The sequence below is a fragment of the Carnobacterium funditum DSM 5970 genome, assembly GCF_000744185.1.
Taxonomy (GTDB): domain Bacteria; phylum Bacillota; class Bacilli; order Lactobacillales; family Carnobacteriaceae; genus Carnobacterium_A; species Carnobacterium_A funditum.
On record NZ_JQLL01000001.1, the window covers coordinates 682,997 to 705,889 of the forward strand.

The following is a 22,893-nucleotide window of genomic DNA, read 5'->3' on the forward strand; positions in this document are numbered from 1 at the left end:
ATAGTCCTTTCAAATCATTTTTCCTAATCTTACTATGTTACATACTTTTTTACTAGCTTTATCAAGGTAATTTAAGTAGTCAAATTATTATTTAGTAGAAAATATACTATCTATAATCTATTTATCTTAAAACATTTTATTTTTTATCAATTGGTATAAATAAATAAGGATTTGTCTTACTTAATAAAACTAACACTATTGCTGTAACGATAATCGTAGCTAACGCGCTACTCCCATTTGCAATAAATGAATACCACACCGCGCTCATTCCTTCGGGAGCATAGCTTCCCCAGAAATAGTATCCAGCAATAAAATGCCAAAAAAAGCGAGCAATCGTTCCTGTTATTGCACCAATAACAATATAATACATTAATTTAATAGGTTTTTTATTTTTAATAGCAAGATGAACTGAATTGGAGAATAGACCTGCCATTCCTGCAAACATAAATGCAATAAAATATTCAATAAACCCTTGTATCAAACTCAAAATTGCAACATTGCCTATTAAATAATGCAGGATTCCCCATAAAAATCCTGCAGCTAAACCAGCAATTGTCCCTCTTCTAAGTGAATATAAAACTAAAGGTATCATTCCCAGCGAAATTGTAAATCCCGTCCCAATATTAGTAGGAATAAAAGATAAAACAATTGCTAATGCTGCTACAATTGTCCCTTCAATCCAAACTCGTAAACTAATATTTTCCATAAAAAAAACCTCCTTTTAGTGTGTCGAACAGTGCCACACAAAAAAGGAGGAGCTAAAATGATTGTTTTATAATCAATTGCCCCGTCACAATCCCTACGCTCGTATTAACGAACAGGTTCGAAGGGTTAGAATCAAAGATTCAGTCTCAGCTTTACAGCACCCCTTTGTGATGGTTGTTCTATTTTATTCTTTGTTCTCAATTACTATAGTTAACTTGTATCCCATTGTCAAGTAGGTCTTTAGCAACAGCGCAAGATTTTAGAATAACAGTATACATCTTCAGAATTAATAATAACTATAATTTTTCAAGCAATAAGTTAGACATTTGTATTTAAATTATTAATCACCCGATTCAGCACTCGATTCCGAAGACAATTCTGGTTCTGGTTCTGGTTCTGGTTCTGGTTCTGGTTCTGGTTCTGGTTCTGGTTCTGGTTCTGGTTCTGGTTCTGGTTCTGGTTCTGGCTTTGGTTCTAGGACTGGATCTGAATCAGTTTCTGGTTTTACTTCCAGCTTTCCTTCCGGTTTTACTTCTGGGCTTGGTTCTGATTTTACTTTTGGGTTCGGTTTTTTATTTTCAGAAGGTCCCCACGGTTTAGCTGGCTTGGATATTGTTGGTCTCCACGTATTTTGATAGTCTTCAGATGTTGTATTGCTATTACTATCTACATCTTCTTCTAAATTATCTTGCGGGTTTTGCTCAGTTTGTTCTTCTTGTTCGACTTCTCCTTTTAATTTTTCTTCTAATTGTCGTTCTTCTAATGCTTTTTCTTCTTCCTCTTTTGTAACTAACTGCATATTAGCAAGTTTTAATCGTTTTTTTTGTTCATTTTTAATTTTCTTGTTTTTTATAGCATTAACTTTTACTTCAATTTGCTCAAGTTGTTCTTTGGTAACATTTTTTTTGACTACTTCTTTATCGTTGTCTTCAAAAAGGTTAGAGAACAACTTAATCGTTTCTTGGTTGTAATCAAACTGTTCACTCACTTTAGCTAATGTAAAGCTTAACTCTTTATGCAAAGGAAGTGACAAGGTTCGAATCTTTTTTAAAGAGTCTTTTGCTTCTTTTATTTGTTCTTTAGTTACATTATCCGATAAAATTGCATTTTTTAATAGAGCAGCTACTTTTATTTGGGCTTTATAAAATACATTTGCTGTGTCTACATCATTTAACAATTCCTTATTAATTAAATTATTTGGCAATTGTTCCACCTGTTGTAAAACACTATTTATTTGCTTTTCTGTAATGTTACTAGCTAGTTTCTCCTTTTTTTTATCTTCAAATAAACCATAAACCAATTTTTTTATGGTTTCAGTCTGATTGACTTTTTGTTCGGAATTCTCCATTTTTTCTGCTTGCACAGATTTATTATATTGGGCTCCTCCTATAATGACTATTGCAGTCAACATAACTAAAAGTCCCAAAAAAACACTTTTTTTGTTCATTTAATATTCCTTTCAATTAAATCATATTTTTATTTTTCTACTGAGAGATTTGTGTATTAGTTCATTAAAATTTTAGAATAAATAAATTTATACCTGCCGTTTTCTTTGTACCGTTTTTTTGTATCTTTGAAGCCAGTTTTTAAATATAACATTTGTCCACTAAGGTTATCATAGTCCACAGCAAGAATTACTTCATTAATTTCATTAAATCGAATTTTTATATAATCAGGCAGTGCCTCTATCGATAATTTACCAAATCCTCTTTCTTGAAATCGTTCATCCACTGAATGATCTTTTAAGAATAGACAGCTTTTACTTATTGGAAAATTTTCAATAACTTTATTTTTTTGTAAAATGAAAAATCCTACTAAATTATTTTCTGTCAAGATTAGAATAGGATACTTCTCAGTTTCATGTAAACTATTTGTCATCGCCTTTATCGGCATATCCGCATATTGATGTTCTTCTAATAAATAACTTTCTATGAGTGGTATATCCTCTATTGTGGCTTCTTTTAATTTAATTCCTTTGTATTCTATCATATCCTTCACCCCCTGTTTTAAATGAGTTTATATTTTCATGCTGCAGTAGCATCAATTCAACGTATATTTGAATCAAATTTATAACAATCTATCTATTATTTCTAAAAAAATAACTTCCAATAATTATTATAATCTCAAACCTCTTCCTATATACATATTACTTTATTTATTGGGCAAATAAAAAGAAAAAGGTGCCTTTATTCTTAAAAAAATTGCTTTTAATTTTCATGATTTTTTATTTTTTTATTTTTCACAAATTTTTTTAAAACCAATATAAAGATTCACTAGTGTTGCATAAAAAAATAATAGAGGTAGATTCACAATTTGTTAACTTAGTCACAAGTTACTTTCTTAAATTTTTACAAAAAAGTCAATTGCTAGCGCAGAGGATGACTTTTTTCAGAAAATTTTACTGTTATTCGGTTTTATCCACAACGGTTTGAGAGGATCTACACTTAATCTGGCTCGAATAGTTTCATAAAATACGTATATGGTTCAAATTGAACCGACCGCAACCGACTCACTATTTGAAAAGAAGTCTGTTTTTCTTATTTAGTTAGCTAAAATAGTTAGCTAAAATTACAAGAACTTCGCAAGGAAATATAGTTTTAGATTTCAATACCTAAGACTAAAACGGTATAACCCACCATCAAGGCAATTATAAAACCAAATACTGTAACGATTAACGCAGCTTTTTTGTTAAATGCTAGTAATGGGAAAATTCCATCTCCACTAGTTGCGATGCCTGCTGCAATTAAAGCCGCTATCGGGAAATTTGGGATAGTTATAAAGGCAACCGCAACAGAAATCATCCCGCCACAACCCGGTGTTGCCCCTATGATGGCAGCAATGACTACCACAACGAAAGCTGATGAAGTCATCCACGCATCAAAAGTCTCTGGTCCTACCAAAATATCAATAATATAGTTAGCAATTAATAGTCCAGCCAATACATAAATAATGATAGTAGAAATATCGAATACGGCATGTAATAAAGTTGCCTTCACATTGTTGTCGCAAGAACAGTCATGTCCTTTGTAATTAAATTTGTACACAAAATAATAAATAATCGAAAAAATTGTAAATAAAATGGCTACCCAAACGGATAAGTCATCATAACCTGTAATACCATCACCCCATAAAGCCATTATTGATCCAGGAAGCAAAAAAGCACTGAAAGTTAGAATGAGATAAAATCCGACATACTCAACAATTACATGTGGTATTGTTCTTGCTTTACTGGAGTGGTGGCTTTGTTCTACTATTTTTTCTGGGATTTCATGCGAATTGATATTTATTCCAATCATATCAACTAGATAACCAAAAATAATAGCGACAATGGCGCCTACTAAATTGACTATTAAAAATGCTTTTAGATTTGCGGCAACGCTCACCTCATCAGAAGCCCCCAATAACACAAATGATCCTTCTCCTAATGTTGCTATAAATGTAGCAAATAACCCACCAAATGATATTTTTCGATTTTTATACATCGATGAAACCACAATTGTTGCGCCACATCCAGGTATTATCCCTAATAATGCTCCGATAATAGGGTGAGACCAACTCGGTCCTATTTGATTATTCCCTGAGAGTTTCTCTCTTGATGCATAAGTAAGTAAGTAAACGCCGATAATTGAGATGGAGACATACCCACCTATAACACCGGTAGCTTCAAGATTGTCCAGTATGAAGCTCCATGAATTAAAATCCATAAAATGTCTCTTCCTTTCATTTTTTAGTTGCTAACTACTTAAAAAAAATATATATGATATTGCCTGAATAATTCATAGATTTTTTCAAAAGCTATTTAATGTGTATTGTAGTGCTACTTTTATTTGATTTTCTTGCACCCTTTGGGTGTAAAAAAAGAACCCCCAATCTGTTGTGGTTAAACCGACTAAACTAAACCATGAAAGGGGTTCTCTAAATGGCTACATTACACGAAAATTACTTGCTTTTCAATTCTAAAATATCCATTTCAAATAATGGTAGAAATCTTTCAACTGATTCTGGATTAATATTGGCTAAAGAGTTTATGCACAAAATTAATTTTATAAAAGTACTGAAAGAAAAACTCACTATCAAAGATAGTCGCTTATATTATAAGCATAATAATTATTCAATTATCGAACAATTACTATTCCAGTTGATTGCAGGGTATAAGACAGATTCTTCTGCTGATATCTTATCAAAAAATTCAATTTTTCAAAGTGTTTTAGGCAAAGAAAGGTTCGCTTCTCAGCCTTCAATATCTCGTTTGTTGTGTCGACTAAGCTAAGAAAATATTAGTCAATTACAAGAAGTAAACCAATCTTTAATTGACAAAGTTCGAACAACTCGTAATACAACTGAACTGATTTTCGATTTAGATTCAACACATTTAGATGCATTTGGTTATCAAGAAAATACAAATTATAATACACACTATCAAACGAATGGTTATCATCCATTGGTTGCTTTTGATGGCTTAACAGGAGATTTTTTGAAAGCAGAACTGCGTTCTGGTAATGATTATCATTGTCAATTAAAACTAAACCTAAATCCGTGAAAAAAAACAGCTGAATATAGCCTGAGAGCTTGATACAATAGTATTATGGAGATTTTTTTCTTCAAATTTTATTTCACCAAGTAGGTGTCGTTTCGGAATGTAGCAGTGTACTAGAGTTCAGAGGGGTAGTTGTGCGCAAAAACGGACAATTAGAAGTGCAGTTTGCGAATGGTAAAGAAGCCAAAGATTATATTAATCGGAAGGTTGAAAGAATTGAGTCAGAAGTGGATAAAAAAGCGCAAAAAAAAAAAGCATTAATAGTTTAATGCAACACTAGTGATAAAGATTATACAATTATTAAAAAATTGAATGTAATCCAGTTAATTTTTTTCACACTTTTTTTTTAGTATCTTAGAAGCCACCCTTTTTGCCTATCAATTTCCTTAACTGTGAATCTTAATAATGCGCTGTTTAGAGCTATTTTATTAACGTTTTCACTCTATTTAGTTTATCGATCGCATTCTAAAATCACAAGCATTATTTTTTGAAATTGATATTTCATCTAACTAAAATATCGTTTAATTAAAACAAATGATAAAAAACTCCCCGGATTATAATTTACTTCTCATAGTTGCTTTAAAACAGCGAATAATGCTGTTATTAGCGGTCAATGAAAACTCGCTTTGTTTTCATTTTAAATTTTTACATGGTATACTATATCGTGTGTAGACTCTTGAGTACAGGTTTTTCCCCAAAAAAAAACTTGTTTATTACATTTATGACAACAACAATTTGCTTATTTTATGCTTTAAAATAATTATTTTGTTGTTTTGTTTTACCCTGTAAAAAATTGTTAATAAAAAAATAAAAAAAGGAGTGGTTTTTTTGATAAAAATAAAAGTTGAAAATGTTACGAAAATTTTCGGTAAAAAAACTGATCGTGTTTCTGAACTTTTAGACCAGAATAAGTCAAAGCAAGAAATATTAAAAGAAACTGGCGTTACGGTCGGTGTCAACAATGTTAGTTTTACAATTAATGAAGGTGAAGTTTTCGTCATTATGGGATTATCTGGGAGTGGTAAGTCTACTTTAGTTCGAATGTTAAACAGATTGATCGACACAACATTAGGAAATATTTACATTGATGGTGATAACTTATCTGCTATGAACAAGACAGATTTGCGTGAAGTGAGACGTAAAAAAATGAGTATGGTTTTTCAAAACTTCGCATTATTTCCTCAACGTACAATTCTTGAAAATACCGAATATGGTTTAGAAATTCAAGGCGTAAGTAAAGAAGAAAGAGCTAAACAAGCTAAACAAGCTTTAGAAAACGCTGGTTTAGGAGATTATATTAATCAATACCCTGCTCAGTTATCCGGTGGTATGCAACAACGTGTCGGTTTGGCTAGAGCATTAGCAAATGATCCAGAAATTTTGTTGATGGATGAAGCTTTTTCTGCTTTAGACCCACTGATTCGAAAAGAAATGCAGGATGAATTAGTAGAATTACAAGCAACCGTAAAAAAAACCATTATCTTTATCACTCATGATTTAAATGAGGCGTTAAGAATTGGAGATCGAATTGCTTTAATGAAAGATGGATCTATTGTGCAAATTGGCACACCTGAAGAAATTTTAATGAGTCCTGCAGATGACTATGTTGAACGTTTTGTTGAAGATGTTGACCGTTCTAAGGTTCTTTCTGCAGAAAATATTATGAAACGACCTGAAACAATCAATATCAACAAACATGGCCCACGTGTTGCGTTAGAACAAATGAAACTTGAAGGGATATCTAGTATTTTAGTTGTTGATGATAACCGTAATTTAAAAGGTTATGTCACTGCTGAAGATGCTGCTGAGGCACGAAAACAATCTATTACGAGCTTAGAAACTATTCTAAAATCAGATATCCCAACTGTTAATCGAAAAACATCCATGAATGATATTTTTTCAGTCATTCATGATACGACAACTCCTGTTGCAGTAGTAGATCATGGGAAATTAGTCGGCATCATCGTTAGAGGAGCAGTAATAGCTGCATTAGCCGGCGAAAACGAAGAGGAGGAATTAACCAATGAATGATTTTTTAAACTTAGTTCCTAAATTGCCAGTAGCAGAACAAATTGAAAAACTAACGACATGGTTGACGCAAACATTTGCATTTTTATTTGACCCCATTCAAACTTATTCAGAATTGTTTATGGATGCACTCACTAGTTTTTTATTGTTTATTCCAACCATTATTTTCATTCTTTTAATTGCGTTAATAGCATTCTTTGTCAGTGGCAAAAAGTTTGGGCTATCCGTTTTCTCAGTTGTTGGTCTATGGTTTATTTACAATCAGGGTCATTGGGAAGATTTAATGAGTACCATCACCCTAGTTTTAGTTGCTAGCTTACTTTCAGTTATTATCGGTGTACCTTTTGGTATTTTGATGGCTAAGAGTACGATTGCTAACAATATATTAAAACCCGTTTTAGACTTTATGCAAACAATGCCTGCTTTTGTTTACCTAATACCAGCAGTTGCCTTTTTTGGTATCGGAATGGTCCCAGGAGTATTCGCTTCTTTAATTTTTGCTATTCCCCCTACTGTTCGTTTTACTAATTTAGGGATTCGTCAAGTTTCTACTGAATTAGTCGAAGCTTCTGATGCATTTGGTAGTACAGGATTTCAAAAATTATTTAAAGTAGAATTGCCTCTTGCTACCTCAACAATTATGGCTGGAATCAACCAGACTGTTATGTTAGCATTATCTATGGTTGTTATTGCATCTATGATCGGAGCACCAGGGTTAGGTAGAGAGGTTCTTTCTTCCTTACAACGTGCACAAATCGGGACAGGATTCGTATCCGGAATCGGTTTAGTTGTATTGGCAATCATTATTGACCGTATCACTCAAAAATTAAGCAATAAGAGTAAAAATTAATAAAAAAGGTGGTTTTAATTTGGTAAATACTAATATAAAACGCTTAGGACTTGTAACTGGACTTGCACTTTCATTGTTTGCTGCGGGTTGTGCATCTGATGATGGGGACACTACAAAAGACGATTCAGTAGGAGAAGGACAAGAAATTGATCTTGCGTATGTAGAATGGGATACAGAAGTGGCTTCTACAAACGTGGTTGGTACTGTTTTGGAAGAACTAGGCTATGATGTTACTTTAATACCTCTTGATAATGCTGTTATGTGGCAAGCTGTTTCTAGTGGTGAAGCAGACGGAATGGTCGCTGCTTGGCTGCCTAATACGAACGCATCACACTACGAAAAATATGGTGATAACCTTGAAAACTTGGGTGAGAATCTAACTGGGGCTAAACTTGGTTTAGTTGTTCCTAAATACATGGATGTTGATTCCATTGAGGACTTAACCGACGAAGCCAAGCAAACAATCACTGGAATTGAGCCTGGTGCTAGTATAGTAGCTGCAACAGAACTCGCACTAGAACAATATGATAGTCTGAATGGTTGGAATTTGAAGACCTCATCATCTGGAGCGATGAACGTTGCTTTGAAACAAGCTATCGAGAATAAAGAAGAGATTATTGTTACCGGATGGTCACCTCATTGGATGTTTGCAACCTATGATTTAAAATATCTTGAAGACCCTAAAGAAACTTTTGGTGGAATCGAAACAATTAATACTATGGTTAGAAAAGATTTAGAAAAAGATATGCCAGAAGCCTATCAAGTTCTAGATCAATTCAATTGGACAACTGAAGATATTGAAACAGTCATGTTAGCTATCAGCGAAGGTGAAAATCCAAAAAATGCTGCAAAAGCATGGATTGATGATAACCCTGAAAAAGTAGCGGCTTGGACTAAAGGTGTAACTGAATAAACATGGTATAGTATTTGCTTTAAAAAATATATAAAAGGTGGTTTTTATTTGTTAAAAAGTAATATAAAACGTTTAGGAATTCTAACTGGACTAGCACTTTCATTGTTTGCTGCGGGTTGTGCATCTGATGATGGAGAAACAACAAAAGACGATTCAGTAGGTAAAGGACAAGAAATTGATCTTGCATATGTAGAATGGGATACCGAAGTCGCTTCTACAAATGTTATTGGTTCTGTTTTGGAAGATTTAGGATACAACGTTAATTTGGTTCCGCTTGATAATGCTGTTATGTGGGAGGCTGTTTCTAGCGGTGAAGTAGACGGAATGGTCGCTGCTTGGCTACCTAATACACACGCATCACACTATGAAAAATATGGTGATAACCTTGAAAACTTAGGTGAGAATCTAACTGGTGCTAAACTTGGTTTAGTTGTTCCTAAATACATGGATGTTGATTCTATTGAGGACTTAACCGACGAAGCCAAACAAACAATCACTGGAATTGAGCCTGGTGCTGGGTTAGTAGCTGCAACAGAACTCGCATTAGAAAAATATGATAGTCTGAATGATTGGAGCTTGGACACTTCTTCATCTGGAGCAATGATTGTTGCTCTAAAACAAGCCCTTGCAAATGAAGAAGAGATAATCGTTACCGGATGGTCACCTCATTGGATGTTTGCAACCTATGATTTAAAATATCTTGAAGATCCTAAAGGAACTTTTGGTGGAATCGAAACAGTTAACACAATGGTCAGAAAAGATTTAGAAAAAGATATGCCAGAGGCCTATGAAGTTTTAGATCAATTCAACTGGACTAAAGAAGATATTGAAACAGTCATGTTAGCTATCAGCGAAGGTGAAAATCCAAAAGATGCTGCAAAAGCATGGATTGATGATAATCCTGAAAAAGTTGCAACTTGGACTAAAGGTGTAACTGAATAAACATGGTATAGTATTCGCTATAAAAAATATATAAAAGGTGGTTTTTATTTTGATAAAAAGTAATTTTAAACGTTTAGGACTTGTAACGGGACTAGCACTTTCATTGTTTGCTGCAGGTTGTGCATCTGATGATGAGGACACTACAAAAGACGATTCAGTAGGAGAAGGACAAGAAATTGATCTTGCGTATGTAGAATGGGATACTGAAGTAGCTTCTACAAACGTGGTTGGTGCTGTTTTGGAAGAATTAGGCTACGATGTTACTTTAATACCTCTTGATAATGCTGTTATGTGGGAAGCTGTTTCCAGTGGTGAAGCAGACGGAATGGTCGCTGCTTGGCTACCTGGTACACACGCATCACAGTTTGAAAAATATGGCGCTGACGTTGAAAACCTGGGTGAAAATTTAACGGGTGCTAAACTTGGTTTAGTCGTTCCTGAATATATGGATGTTAATTCTATTGAGGACTTAACAGATGAAGCCAATAAAACAATTACTGGAATTGAGCCTGGCGCGGGTGTAGTAGTTGCAGCAGAAACTACAATGGAAGAATATGACAATTTAGGTGATTGGGATTTAGAAACTTCTTCATCTGGAGCAATGACTGTTGCTTTGAAACAAGCTATCGAAAATAAAGAAGAGATTATTGTTACCGGATGGTCACCTCATTGGATGTTTGCAACCTATGATTTAAAATATCTTGAAGATCCTAAAGAAACATTTGGTGGAAGCGAAACAATTAACACTATGGTTAGAAAAGACTTAGAAAAAGATATGCCAGAGGCCTATAAAGTTCTAGATCAATTCAATTGGACAACTGAAGATATTGAAACTGTTATGTTAGCTATCAGCGAAGGTGAAAATCCAAAAGATGCTGCAAAAGCATGGATTGATGATAATCCTGAAGAAGTTGCAGCTTGGACTAAAGATGTAACTAAATAAAAACAAAAATATTAAAGCATTAGTAATTTGAATGTTTTAAATTAAAAATGACACCTGCTCCTTCTTTAGGAAATGGTGTCATTTTTTTATTTTTTTACCTATTTATGTTTATAAATCTCTAAGTAACAAAAAATTCGATGTTCTTATTACCCATTCAAACGCCCCATAAGGTCATTCCATTGATTCAAGATTAACTATGTGGTTAACACCATAAAATAGGCTCATGTTGTTAAAAAGAGATGATTAGGCTTATGAAATTCAACCCTTAACCCTTATCCTCAGTTAAACAAAAACTTTCAAAAAGAGAGTTTCCTTTTTGAAAGTTTTTGTTTAGTATTTTATTGGTTCTTAATTTCTTCTATTACGTGAGCTTGTCTCCATAATAATTGGTAAAATTACAGGTCTTCTTCTTGTTTGTTCAAATAAATATTTACTTAATGCGTCTCTAATTTCTTGTTTTAGACGACTCCACTCAAACTCTTTATGATTCAAATTATCTTCTACAACTTTTCTAACAATCTCATTACTTGATTGAATAAGATCCGTATTCTCTTTAACATATACAAAACCACGTGTCATGACTTCAGGGCCTGACATAATTTTTCCTTTTTTGCGGCTAATTGTTACTACAGCTACAAAAATACCATCTTCAGATAATAGTTTACGATCTCGCAAAACAATATTGCCAATATCTCCAATACCAATACCATCTACCATTGTGTTGCCAGCAGTTACTTGACCAGACATAGACATACGTCCCGCCTTGTACTCGACAACATCTCCTTTTCCAGGAATAAAAATATTTTTAAAAGGAATGCCTACTTCATGAGCTAACTTAGCATGTGCAGCTAAACGTCGATATTCTCCAGTAACTGGAACAAAGTAGGTTGGTTTAATTAGATTAATCATTAACTTTAAATCATTTGGAGTAGCATGTCCTGAAGCTTTTATATTATCAGAAATTTGTTTTACTTCTCCTCCTGCACGATAAATCATATTCTTAGTCTTATTAACGGTGACTTCCATACTAACAGAAGGGCTAGTAACAATATAAACTAAATCCCCTTCTTTTATATTAATTTGTAAATGTTTACCCGTTGCCATTCTTTGAAGGGTTTTAATTGGTTCTCCTGTCGTACCTGTTTCCAAAATAACAATTTCATTATCTGGATATTTTTCAATATCTTCAATTGGGACAATTAAATCTTCATTTGGTAAATTAATCTTTTTGAGTTTCATTGCTACTTCAACGATTTCTTCTACTTTTTTACCAGTAAAAAATATTTTTCTACCGGATTTAAAAGCTGCATCCATTACTTGTTGGATACGCAAAATATTACTAGCAACGCTAGCTACGATGATCCGTTCTTTAGTATTTCGGAATGTGTCTTCAACTTGCTCAGCAACTTTATAGTCACTCATGTTTTCGATAGAGCTTTCTGCATCACTTGAATCACTTAACAAAGCCAATACCTTAGTCTTTCCTATATCGCTTATTTTAGCTAAATCTGTCTGATAAGCAGGAGTAGCACTTTGATCAAATTTAAAATCACCGGTATAAACAATGCTACCTTCATTTGTTTTCAATGTAACACCTACTGAATCTGGTATAGTATGAGTTGTCCTAAAAAAACCTAAAACAGCATGTTCAAATTCAATTTCAGTATTTTCATCAACAATATGGTAATCGTTAAATTGGCTTACTTGACTATCTTTTTCCATAAATAATTTTGCTAATGCTATGGTTAATTCAGTACCAAAAACTGGTACATCAAATTTTTGAAGAAAATAGGGCAATGCTCCTATAGCATCCTCATGTCCGTGTGTCAAGAATACTCCAGTTACACGGTCGCGATTCTCTTCTAAATAGCTAAAGTCAGGAATAACTATGTCTATTCCCAATAGTTCTGTTTCTGGATACATTAAACCGCAATCCAAAACAAATATTTCTTCATCTACTTCCACGACGTACATATTTTTTCCGTTTTCACGTACGCCGCCTAGTGGAATTATTTTAATGTTACTCATTTCTTCACCTCTGTTTTTTTCTATTTTTATTCATTTATTTAATGTTTATATTTAAAATTTTTAATATACTTTGCGATTCTTCTTTTGTACAGTCCACCAAAGGTAATCTTACGCTTCCTACTGCTATTCCTTGATTATTTAAAACCATTTTTACAGGAGCAGGTGATGGTACAGAAAAGAGACTATTCATTTTAGGAATTAATTGACGATGTTGCTTTGCAGCTTCACTCATTTTCCCTTCGTCAAGAAAATCGTACATTTCTTTCATCTCATTACCTAATATATGACTAGCAACAGAAATAATACCTGTAGCACCTATACATTTAGCAGGAAAAGTTAAGTTATCTTCGCCAGAATACACGGAGAAATCATCACTGGTTTGCTCAATAATTTCACTTATTGCATCTAATCCCATACACTCTTTAACGCCAATAATATTTTCTAAATTTGCCAAACGAATAGTTGTAGCGGGATCAATCGAGACACTTGTTCTACCTGGAACATTATAAATAATGATTGGTAGAACTGTATTTTTAGATACAGCTTCAAAATGGGCATACAATCCAGCTTGATTTGGTTTATTATAATAAGGCGCTACAACTAATACGGCATCGATGCCCTTAATATTTTCTACTTCTTTTGTAAATGAGATTGTTTCAGCTGTATTATTTGTTCCAGTTCCAACTATAACTGGAACACGGCCACCAATTATTTCTATTGCTTTCTTATATAAATCCAATTTTTCGTTGTGAGACAATGTTGGGGACTCTCCAGTTGTCCCACCTATGACAAGTCCTTCGCTTCCATTAGCTAAAAGATAATCGATTAAAGGTTCTAACCTATCAAAATCAAGTTGTCCCTTTTCATCAAAAGGAGTAGCCATTGCTGTTATAATTCTTGCTTTCATTAAACTCATTACAGACACCTTCTCTTTCATGATTATTTTTTAGGATTTATTTGTCTTTCACTAGCCCCATGCTGTGTAGTTTCTCAGCAATTTGAACTGAATTCCAAGCCGCACCTTTAATCAAATTATCTGATACAATCCACATATGATATCCATTTTTAATATCTCTATCTTTTCTAATTCTACCGACAAACGTTTCTTTTTTGCCTTCTGCTTCAAGCGGAGTTGGATATATTTGGGTAGAAGGATCATCTTGAAGTTCTACTCCTGATGCTGATTGCAAAATTTCTTTTATAGCGTTAACCGATGCTGATTCATCTTTAACTTCAATGTAAACAGATTCTGAATGACCAGATACCACGGGGACACGTACACAGGTAGCTGAAATTTTTATTTCATTGTCAGACATTATTTTTTTTGTTTCATTCATCATTTTCCATTCTTCAAAAGTATAACCTTCTTCAGCAAATAAATCGATTTGAGGCAAAACATTAAATGATATTGGATAATGTTTTTTATCACCGGCAGAAGGCAATATATTGGCTTCATAAGGTTCATCATTCAGCATTTGTTGAGCCTGTTCTTTCATTTCTTTAACTGCTGCTATTCCAGCACCACTGACTGCTTGATAAGTTGAAACGATAATTCGGTTCAACCCATATTTTTTACGAATCGGTTCTAATGCTACCATCATCTGAATAGTTGAACAATTGGGATTTGCAATGATACCCGCATGGCCTCTTAATGCTTCCGGATTCACTTCAGGAACAACCAATGGAACAGTTGGGTCCATACGGTAGGCACTAGTATTATCAATAACAATTGCACCCCGCTTAACTGCTTCTGGAGCAAATTGTTGAGAGACACTCCCACCAGCACTAAATAATGCAATATCAATTCCATCAAATGCCTCCGGAGTTGTCTCTTCAATCATTAATTCTAAACCATTAACCATCATTTTTTTCCCTGCTGATCGTTTCGAAGCCAGGATTTTAATTTTGCGAATCGGTAAAGTTGAATTTTCAAGCATTTCAATCATTTTTGTTCCAACCGCTCCAGTTGCACCGACTACGGCTATCGTATATTTGCTCATCTGAATATTACCCCTTTACAAAAAAATTCATAGTTATTATTTAATCTTTTTAATTTACCCTACAAACGTAACCATTATTTATTTTAGCATAAATAGCAAAGAAATCATACATATGTAGATTAATCCCTCTATTTTGAATCTATTTAAACCAATATAATAGAATTGATGATAGAATGAAATAAACTGTTTAAAATAAAAATATAAAATAAACACAATATAAAGGAGACATAATGAATAATAAGAAAAAAATAGCCATTTGGACTACATTAGCCTTACTACTTTTGTTTGTAATTGGATCTATCATGCTTAAAAATTTTACTTATCAGCCCTCTCCCTCAGCTCTTCAAGCCGCAACCAATCAGGCTTCCTATACAGTTGAAAAAACAACAGATTTAGTTTATTTTAAACCTAAAGAACCTGCTATTCCCATTTCAATTATTTTTTATCAAGGCGCACTTGTCAATCAGAAGAGTTACAGCATTTGGGCTTCAAAGTTAGCTACAGAAGGCTATCCAGTGTATTTAATTCATCACGCTTTTAATTTAGCTGTTACTAGTAAAGATAAAGCACAAACAATTATCAACGAATATGCTATTGGTGATTATGTCATAGGCGGCCATTCTTTAGGAGGCGTAATGGCTAGTCGCTTTGCTCATGATAAACAAATGAATCCTTCAACTGAATCCGGTTTACTAAAGGGCGTATTTTTCTTAGCCAGTTATCCTGATCCTAAAGGTAGTTTGAAAAATAGTTTGTTACCTATTTTATCGGTAACTGGTTCAAATGATGGTGTCCTAAATCAGAAGTCATATATAGATGGCAAGAAATTTTTACCTAAAAATACGCTATATTTATCTATCAAAGATGGTAATCATGCTGGTTTTGGAAGCTACGGACATCAAAAAGGAGACAATCCTGCTACTATCAGCAATGAAGAACAACAAAAACAGCTATCTTTAATTCTTTCTTCTTGGCTTGATACGATTAAAAAATAACAATCGCTTATTTCTAAGTGTTGTTATCTTTATGGGAAATTAATCATAAAAATATCTAATAATTAGAAAAAAAGTAGACCTGCAAAATAATGCAGATCTACTTTTTTTCATTTAATCTTCTTTTTTCAATAAAGCTTTAATTGAAAGATTGATTCTTCCTTGTTTATCAATTTCAACAACTTTTACATCAATTATTTGACCCATAGTTAAAACATCTTCTACTTTAGCTACTCGCTCATTAGCTAGTTCAGAAATGTGAGCCATTCCGTCTTTTCCTTTAGCAATTTCTATAAAAGCTCCAAATTTTTCAATCCTTTTTACTTTACCTGAATAAACTTTGCCAATTTCGATATCTTTAGTTAATTCTTCAATGATTTCTTTCGCACGTTTTATCATTGTAGCATCTTCTGAAGCGATACTAATTTTTCCTTCTTGATCAATATCGATTTTCACACCTGTTTCTTCGATAATCGCATTAATTTGGTCGCCACCTCGGCCAATGACAACTTTAATTTTATCAGGTTTAATTTGCATCATTTCAATCTTCGGTGCGTATGCACTCAATTCTTTATGTGGCTCAGATATTGTAGAAACTAATTCGTCTAAAATTTCTAAGCGCGCTCTTTTAGCCTGAGTTAATGCTTCTTCCAAAATTTGAGGAGTAATTCCTTGAATTTTAATATCCATTTGTAAGGCAGTAATTCCGTCTTTTGTTCCAGCTACTTTGAAATCCATATCACCTAAGTGATCTTCAAGACCTTGGATATCTGTTAAAACAGTGTAATTTTCGTCTTCCATTACAAGTCCCATAGCAATACCGGCTACTGGTGACTTGATTGGTACACCTGCATCCATTAAAGCTAAAGTTCCTGCACAAATACTTGCTTGAGACGAAGAACCATTTGATTCTAATACTTCTGAAACTAAACGAATCATGTATGGGAAATCTTCTTCATTAGGAATAACTTGTGCTAAAGCTCTTTCTCCAAGTGCTCCATGCCCAATTTCACGACGCCCTGGTCCACGATTAGGACCGGTACTTCCAACTGAAAATTGTGGGAAATTATAATGATGGATAAATCTTTTACTATCTTCGATTCCTAAACCATCGATAATTTGGTGTTCACCAAGCGGAGCTAATGTTGCAACAGTCAATGCTTGTGTTTGACCACGTGTGAACAAACCAGAACCATGTGTTCTTGGTAAAATTCCAATTTCTGAAGATAATGAACGTATCTCGTCAATTTTACGACCATCAGGACGAATCTTGTCAACTGTAATCAAACGACGAACTTCAGCCTTTTCCATATCCTCAACAATCATTTTAATTTCTTTTTTGATTCGTCCCACTTCTTCATGACCTTCATATTTTTCATTGTAAAAAAGAATGGCATCTTCTTTAACAGTCTCAATATTTTCCTCACGAGCTAGCTTTTCTTCTGTTTTAATTGCAATACTCATTTTTTCTTTATAGGCATCATTTACTTCTTTTTCAAGTTCAGAGTCAATCTCTAATAAAGAAACTTCAATTTTTTCTTTACCAACAGCTTCTTTAATTTCTTCCTGGAATGCAACAAGTTCTTGAATAGCCGCATGTCCAAATAGCAAAGCTCCTAACATGTCTTCTTCAGAAACCTCTTTTGCTCCACTTTCAACCATATTTATAGCTGCTTTTGTGCCTGCAACAGTCAAATGAATATCTGACATCGCTTCTTGTTCTACTGTAGGATTAATAATATATTCTCCATCAACACGACCAACATCAACACCCGCAATAGGACCTGCGAATGGAATATCCGAGATAACGAGAGACAATGATGATCCAAACATTGCTGAAAATGATGGTGAACAGTCTTTTTCTACTGACATAACAACATTCGTTACTTGAACTTCATTACGGAACCCATCAGCAAACATTGGACGTATTGGACGATCAATTAATCGTGCAGTTAGCGTAGCTGCCTCACTAGGACGAGCTTCACGTTTAATAAATCCACCAGGAATTTTACCTACTGAATACATTTTTTCCTCGTAATTCACAGTTAATGGGAAGAAATCTAAATCTTTTGCTTTTTTACTAGCTACTGCTGCTGATAATACAACTGTATCGCCATATCTAATCAAGGCTGCCCCATTGGCTTGTTTAGCTAATTGACCAACTTCAACCGTTAACGTACGCCCTGCCCATTCTTTAGTAAAAATTTGTTTTTCTGACATAAATTATTGTTCCCCTTTTTTTATCAAATTACCATTCATTTCCCCAAACAGACTACTAAACAAATGTCAATCTCTAATCTATTAGAAATTCACATTTGTATAGTAGGATGGTTAATGGAACGTGTAGTTTGATTTTTTTTTATCATTATTGACTAGAATATGCAAAAAATAAAGCGAGATTCCTGCGAACCTCGCTTTATACTAAGACAAACATCTTTAACGACGTAAGCCTAATCTTTTAATTAGTTCACTGTAGCGACTAGCATCTTTATTACGTAAGTATGCTAATAAGTTACGACGGTGACCAATTTTTTTCATAAGTCCACGGTATGAGTGGTGATCTTTTTTGTGAACACGTGCATGTTCGTTTAAGTGATTAATTTCTGCAGTTAATACAGCAACTTGCACTTCTGGAGAACCAGTATCTCCTTCGTGTGTTGCGTATTCTCTCATAATCTCGTTCTTTCTTTCTTTAGAAATTGCCATTTCTAAACACCTCTTCCTTTTAGTTTGTCCTATTACCGAGTATACGTTGGTGAGTCGTTAAACCAAGTAATGGATGCATGTTATACATTTACAAACATTACATGATATTGCAAAGAAATGCAAGTATTAATTCTTTAGTCATTTCATTTTTAAGGATTTCAATTATTGATTCATGCTAACTAAATAAAGCTCTTAATTCAGACATTTAAATTAGTAAATCTTTTTACTTATATTGAGCAGTTAATTCTAATACAATATCTCTTAAATTAGCCGCTTTTTCAAAGTCAAGTGATTTTGCTGCTTCATGCATTTCATTTTCCATATTTTTAATTACTTCTTTTCTTTCCTTTTTCGTTAATTTTGCTATTTTATTTGAAGTTAATCCTTCTTTAGATTTACCTGAGACAGTCGTGGTAATAGAAATCAGATCACGTACTTCTTTGATAATTGTAGTTGGTATCACGTTGTGTTTTTTATTGTAGGCTTTTTGCGTTTCACGACGTCTTTCCGTTTCACCTATCGCCGCGTTCATTGAATCCGTTACTCTATCAGCATACATGATTACTCTTCCATTTTGGTTCCGTGCAGCACGTCCAATAGTTTGTACTAATGATCGTTCACTTCTCAAGAAACCTTCTTTGTCTGCATCTAATATTGCTATTAAAGAGACCTCAGGAACGTCGATGCCTTCTCTTAATAAATTAATACCAATTAATACATCGTAAACTCCTAAACGTAAGTCGCGAATTATTTCTGTTCTTTCTAACGTTTTAATATCACTGTGCAAATAAGATACTTTTATACCAATTTCTTTTAAGTAATCTGTTAAATCTTCAGACATTTTTTTTGTTAAAGTAGTGATAAAAACCCGTTCATTTTTTTCTGTTCTTTTATTAATTTCATTAATTAAATCGTCAATTTGCCCTTTAATCGGACGAACTTCAATTACTGGGTCAAGTAGACCAGTCGGTCTGATAATTTGTTCTACAACTTCTGGCGTGCGTTCTAGCTCATAAGGTCCCGGTGTAGCAGAAATATACATAATCTGATTAACATGTTTTTCAAACTCTTCTAAACGCAGAGGTCGATTGTCCAAGGCACTTGGTAAACGAAATCCATATTCAATTAATCGTTCTTTTCTTGCTCTGTCTCCATTATACATTCCTCTAATTTGTGACATGGTGATGTGGGACTCATCTATTACGATTAGAAAGTCTTCTGGGAAAAAATCTATTAGTGTGTATGGTGGCTGCCCAGGATTCCGACCATCCATATGTCTTGAATAGTTCTCAATTCCCGAACAATAACCCATTTCTAAAAGCATCTCTAAATCATAATTCGTTCGCTGTTCTAAACGTTGTGCTTCAATTAGTTTATCTTCTGCACGTAAAACTTTCAATCGATCTTCTAGCTCTTTTTGAATGGTTATTACTGCATTTCTTGTTTGTTCATCACTTGCTACAAAGTGAGTAGCCGGAAAAACAGGTACATGCTGAACTTCAGCTTTAATTTCACCTGTTAAGACGTCTACTTCAGTAATGCGATCGATTTCGTCTCCAAAAAATTCTACCCGGACGGCATCACTATCTCTAGAAGCTAAGAATATTTCTACTACGTCTCCACGAACTCTAAAATTTCCACGCTGAAAATCAATATCGTTGCGCTCAAACTGCATATCAACTAAACGACGTAGCATATCGTCTCGTTTCATTTCTGTGCCCACACGCAAAGACAAAACATGATCCCGATAATCTAGAGGATTTACCAGACCAAAAATACACGAGACAGAGGCTACTACAATCACATCGCGACGTTCTAACAAGGAACTTGTAGCTGAATGACGTAATTTATCGATTTCATCATTCACACTTGATTCTTTTTCAATAAACGTATCACTAGAAGGAACATACGCTTCTGGTTGATAATAATCATAATAACTGACAAAATATTCTACTGCATTTTCAGGAAAGAACTCTTTAAATTCGCCATATAATTGACCTGCTAATGTTTTGTTATGCGCAATAACTAAGGTTGGTTTATTTACTTCTTGAATGACATTAGATACTGTAAATGTTTTCCCAGTCCCTGTTGCTCCTAATAAAGTTTGCTCTTTTTTTCCCTCTTCAATTCCTTTAACTAATTCCTTGATAGCATTTGGCTGGTCCCCACCAGGTTTATAATTGGATACCAATTTAAACTGATCTTTTTCCATTTTATTTTCACATCCAGTTTCTCGAATTTTTCATGAAGAAGAAAAGTTAATCATACTCTCTAATTCCCCATTTTACCACTGAACGTACGTTCTTACAATAATAACAACCCGTATATACTTATGCTGAGCTGGATACCTATTTTAGGATACAATAAAATCTAAAAATAATTTTTATCCATCTTTGGACATGATTGTGTTTTCTAGAATGCTTATACTGTCTCAAAAAAATATAGCTATTTATTACACACTATTTATGGTATACTATTTAAGTATTAAAAGTAAGTATGTATTTTTATATAGAATTGTTTTAAAGAAATTTATTCACACTGGCGCAGTTATAGAACTGTAAGGACATAAAAGAGGTTGGGTTTATGTTGTTTAGATGAGAAATCAATTAATATAATTTGATTAGTATTTTCCCCGAATAACTTTACAAGTATTTATTTTTAATTAGAAAGCCACTCCATTGCGGAGTGGCTTTCGTCAATTTTATACACAAAAAAAGCCACACACATGATAAATCATGTGTGTGGCTTTCATAAAAAATAAGTTAACTATGGGTATCTTATTTAGCTAATTTAGCTGTTAAACGAGATTTGTCACGGTTAGCTTTATTTTTATGAATCAATCCTTTAGATGCAGCCATATCAATGGCTCTGATTGCTTCTTTGTGTAAATCTTCAGTATTTTCATCTCCAGCTTCAACAGCTTGAACGAATTTTTTAATAGCAGTACGCATAGCGCTCTTTTGAACGTTATTTTGTAAAGCAGATTTTTCTGAAGTACGGACACGTTTGATTGCAGATTCGATGTTTGGCATTTGATTCACCCCACTTTCAATTAATTACAACTTAAAATAGATTATTCCAGTTGTTTCCCACGTTAATCATTATACATAATCAGCAGCTTCATTGCAATATAAACTGTAAAGTTTTTTTACTTGATAGTCTATCTATTTATAATTTATTGAGTCATTAAATGGTTACTAGCAAATTGTAAAACAAATAACTCAAATTGCATTCCCCTATCACCTTGACCCGTTTTCAGACGATATTCTGTATCAATTAGACCGTTATAAGCATCTGCTAAAACCTGTTTATTGAATGGACGCATGTGCTGGATGCTCAACTTGATTCTATAAGGATGAATCTTCAATATCTTTGCTATATCCCCTTGCTGGTAGCCTTTCTTTTCAAGTATTTTTACTTGGAGCAATAATCGAAATTGGGCGGTCATGATAGCATTAATTTTAATAGGATCTTCTTTTTGCAATAATAAGTCATGATATAACTCAAGAGCTGGACCGACCTTTTTCTTTAGAACATATTCGTTTAAAGAAAAAATATTTTGTTCGAGTGATTTGATTATCAACTCCGAAACTGCATCTTTAGTAATGTATTTTGTCTTCTGACCAAATAAAAATAATTTTGGTAGCTCAGACATTGCTACAGTAAGTTTCGCATCCGTCAATTGAACAAATAACTCAAAAGCTTCAGGTGATATTGTAAAATCTTCATTTTCAATGGTCTTTCTTACATAACTTCTCATTTCTTTTTCTGATAAAATAGTTGTTTCAATAATAACGGCTTTTTTTTTTAATAATTTACTTATTTTCTTTCGTTCATCTAACTTTTCATAAGGTGCAAAAATAACTAAGCTTGCTGTTTCTGAAGGTTTATTTAGATAATTTTCAAACCATTTCATGTCATGTTCAAATTTAGGTTTACTTTTATCTCCTGTTAAGAAAAGCGGGCGATCAATGATAACTAACCGTCGATCCCCAAAAAAGGGTATGGATTCTGCATCCTCTAATGCTGTCCCCAAGGGAACTTCTTCCATATCATAGATGCCCAAATTTAAATCAACTTCATCCTCTTTTAAAATAGAATGAATAAACGTATCTCTAACAATCCGATTCAAATAAGATTCTGTTCCTAAAACTAAATAAATTGGTGCAATTTCGTTGTTTTTTAGTTTTGCAACTTCTTTTGAAAAATTCAATGTACGCCACCACTTTCTAATCCTTCTTACATCGTA

General features: G+C 33.5%; 16 protein-coding genes, 3 pseudogenes and 1 riboswitch. Of the genes and pseudogenes, 7 read left to right on the forward strand and 12 right to left on the reverse strand.

Annotation, left to right across the window (positions count from 1 at the left end; translation table 11 throughout):
* Positions 1–136 precede the first annotated feature (136 nt).
* The 4 genes from thiT to BR44_RS03105 form a co-directional block, all read right to left on the reverse strand.
* On the reverse strand, positions 137–706 hold the full coding sequence (thiT, locus tag BR44_RS03090) for an energy-coupled thiamine transporter ThiT (protein WP_034550544.1): 570 nt from the start codon (positions 704–706) through the stop codon (positions 137–139).
* Between the two features lie 73 nt (positions 707–779).
* Positions 780–880, reverse strand: a riboswitch (TPP riboswitch).
* A 165-nt stretch (positions 881–1,045) separates the two neighbouring features.
* Positions 1,046–2,152, reverse strand: a complete 1,107-nt coding sequence (locus BR44_RS11455; RefSeq protein WP_051912480.1) for a hypothetical protein — start codon at positions 2,150–2,152, stop codon at positions 1,046–1,048.
* 56 nt (positions 2,153–2,208) lie between these two features.
* Positions 2,209–2,694, reverse strand: coding sequence for a GNAT family N-acetyltransferase (locus tag BR44_RS03100; RefSeq protein WP_034550546.1), 486 nt, complete (start codon positions 2,692–2,694; stop codon positions 2,209–2,211).
* A 608-nt stretch (positions 2,695–3,302) separates the two neighbouring features.
* A complete protein-coding gene (locus BR44_RS03105; protein WP_034550547.1) occupies positions 3,303–4,409 on the reverse strand; it encodes a putative manganese transporter in 1,107 nt (368 codons plus the stop codon).
* Between the two features lie 215 nt (positions 4,410–4,624).
* On the opposite strand from BR44_RS03105, the pseudogene BR44_RS11800 reads away from it, so the two are divergent.
* From BR44_RS11800 to BR44_RS03135, 6 genes and pseudogenes are all read left to right on the forward strand, one after another.
* Positions 4,625–5,242, forward strand: a pseudogene (locus BR44_RS11800) (transposase); the annotation flags it as partial.
* Between the two features lie 134 nt (positions 5,243–5,376).
* Complete coding sequence (locus BR44_RS12025) at positions 5,377–5,511, forward strand: hypothetical protein (protein WP_281173124.1); 135 nt, start codon at positions 5,377–5,379, stop codon at positions 5,509–5,511.
* 559 nt (positions 5,512–6,070) lie between these two features.
* The gene (locus BR44_RS03115) at positions 6,071–7,273 is read left to right on the forward strand and encodes a quaternary amine ABC transporter ATP-binding protein (protein ID WP_034550550.1); all 1,203 of its coding nucleotides are present in this window, start codon (positions 6,071–6,073) and stop codon (positions 7,271–7,273) included.
* A pseudogene (locus tag BR44_RS11805) lies at positions 7,266–9,033 on the forward strand (ABC transporter permease/substrate binding protein). The gene BR44_RS03115 and the pseudogene BR44_RS11805 overlap by 8 nt, the downstream one beginning before the upstream one ends.
* Positions 9,034–9,081: 48 nt before the next feature.
* Positions 9,082–9,975 carry a glycine betaine ABC transporter substrate-binding protein gene (locus BR44_RS03130; protein ID WP_034550555.1) on the forward strand — a complete coding sequence of 298 codons (894 nt, stop codon included), beginning with the start codon at positions 9,082–9,084 and terminating at the stop codon, positions 9,973–9,975.
* 55 nt (positions 9,976–10,030) lie between these two features.
* A pseudogene (locus BR44_RS03135) lies at positions 10,031–10,918 on the forward strand (glycine betaine ABC transporter substrate-binding protein); the annotation flags it as partial.
* 348 nt (positions 10,919–11,266) lie between these two features.
* Here BR44_RS03135 and BR44_RS03140 read toward each other — a convergent pair.
* From BR44_RS03140 to BR44_RS03150, 3 genes are read right to left on the reverse strand one after another with little or no spacing between them, the layout of a single operon-like run.
* Positions 11,267–12,946 (reverse strand): ribonuclease J, encoded by a 1,680-nt coding sequence (locus BR44_RS03140; protein WP_034550558.1) that lies wholly within the window; start codon positions 12,944–12,946, stop codon positions 11,267–11,269.
* 34 nt (positions 12,947–12,980) lie between these two features.
* Complete coding sequence (gene dapA, locus BR44_RS03145) at positions 12,981–13,862, reverse strand: 4-hydroxy-tetrahydrodipicolinate synthase (protein ID WP_034550559.1); 882 nt, start codon at positions 13,860–13,862, stop codon at positions 12,981–12,983.
* Positions 13,863–13,899: 37 nt separating this feature from the next.
* On the reverse strand, positions 13,900–14,946 hold the full coding sequence (locus tag BR44_RS03150; RefSeq protein ID WP_034550560.1) for an aspartate-semialdehyde dehydrogenase: 1,047 nt from the start codon (positions 14,944–14,946) through the stop codon (positions 13,900–13,902).
* A gap of 230 nt (positions 14,947–15,176) precedes the next feature.
* Between BR44_RS03150 and BR44_RS03155 the strand changes: the two genes are divergently transcribed.
* The gene (locus tag BR44_RS03155; protein WP_034550562.1) at positions 15,177–15,941 is read left to right on the forward strand and encodes an alpha/beta hydrolase; all 765 of its coding nucleotides are present in this window, start codon (positions 15,177–15,179) and stop codon (positions 15,939–15,941) included.
* A 111-nt stretch (positions 15,942–16,052) separates the two neighbouring features.
* Here the strand turns inward: BR44_RS03155 and pnp are convergent, their stop codons facing one another.
* The 5 genes from pnp to holA form a co-directional block, all read right to left on the reverse strand.
* Positions 16,053–18,158 carry a polyribonucleotide nucleotidyltransferase gene (gene pnp / locus BR44_RS03160; protein WP_034550564.1) on the reverse strand — a complete coding sequence of 702 codons (2,106 nt, stop codon included), beginning with the start codon at positions 18,156–18,158 and terminating at the stop codon, positions 16,053–16,055.
* Between the two features lie 216 nt (positions 18,159–18,374).
* Positions 18,375–18,644 (reverse strand): 30S ribosomal protein S15, encoded by a 270-nt coding sequence (gene rpsO, locus BR44_RS03165; protein ID WP_034550566.1) that lies wholly within the window; start codon positions 18,642–18,644, stop codon positions 18,375–18,377.
* Positions 18,645–18,867: 223 nt separating this feature from the next.
* Positions 18,868–20,856 carry an excinuclease ABC subunit UvrB gene (gene uvrB, locus BR44_RS03170; RefSeq protein ID WP_034550567.1) on the reverse strand — a complete coding sequence of 663 codons (1,989 nt, stop codon included), beginning with the start codon at positions 20,854–20,856 and terminating at the stop codon, positions 18,868–18,870.
* Between the two features lie 565 nt (positions 20,857–21,421).
* Positions 21,422–21,676 carry a 30S ribosomal protein S20 gene (gene rpsT, locus BR44_RS03175; RefSeq protein ID WP_034550569.1) on the reverse strand — a complete coding sequence of 85 codons (255 nt, stop codon included), beginning with the start codon at positions 21,674–21,676 and terminating at the stop codon, positions 21,422–21,424.
* A gap of 143 nt (positions 21,677–21,819) precedes the next feature.
* Positions 21,820–22,857, reverse strand: coding sequence for a DNA polymerase III subunit delta (gene holA, locus BR44_RS03180; RefSeq protein WP_034550572.1), 1,038 nt, complete (start codon positions 22,855–22,857; stop codon positions 21,820–21,822).
* Positions 22,858–22,893: the final 36 nt, after the last annotated feature.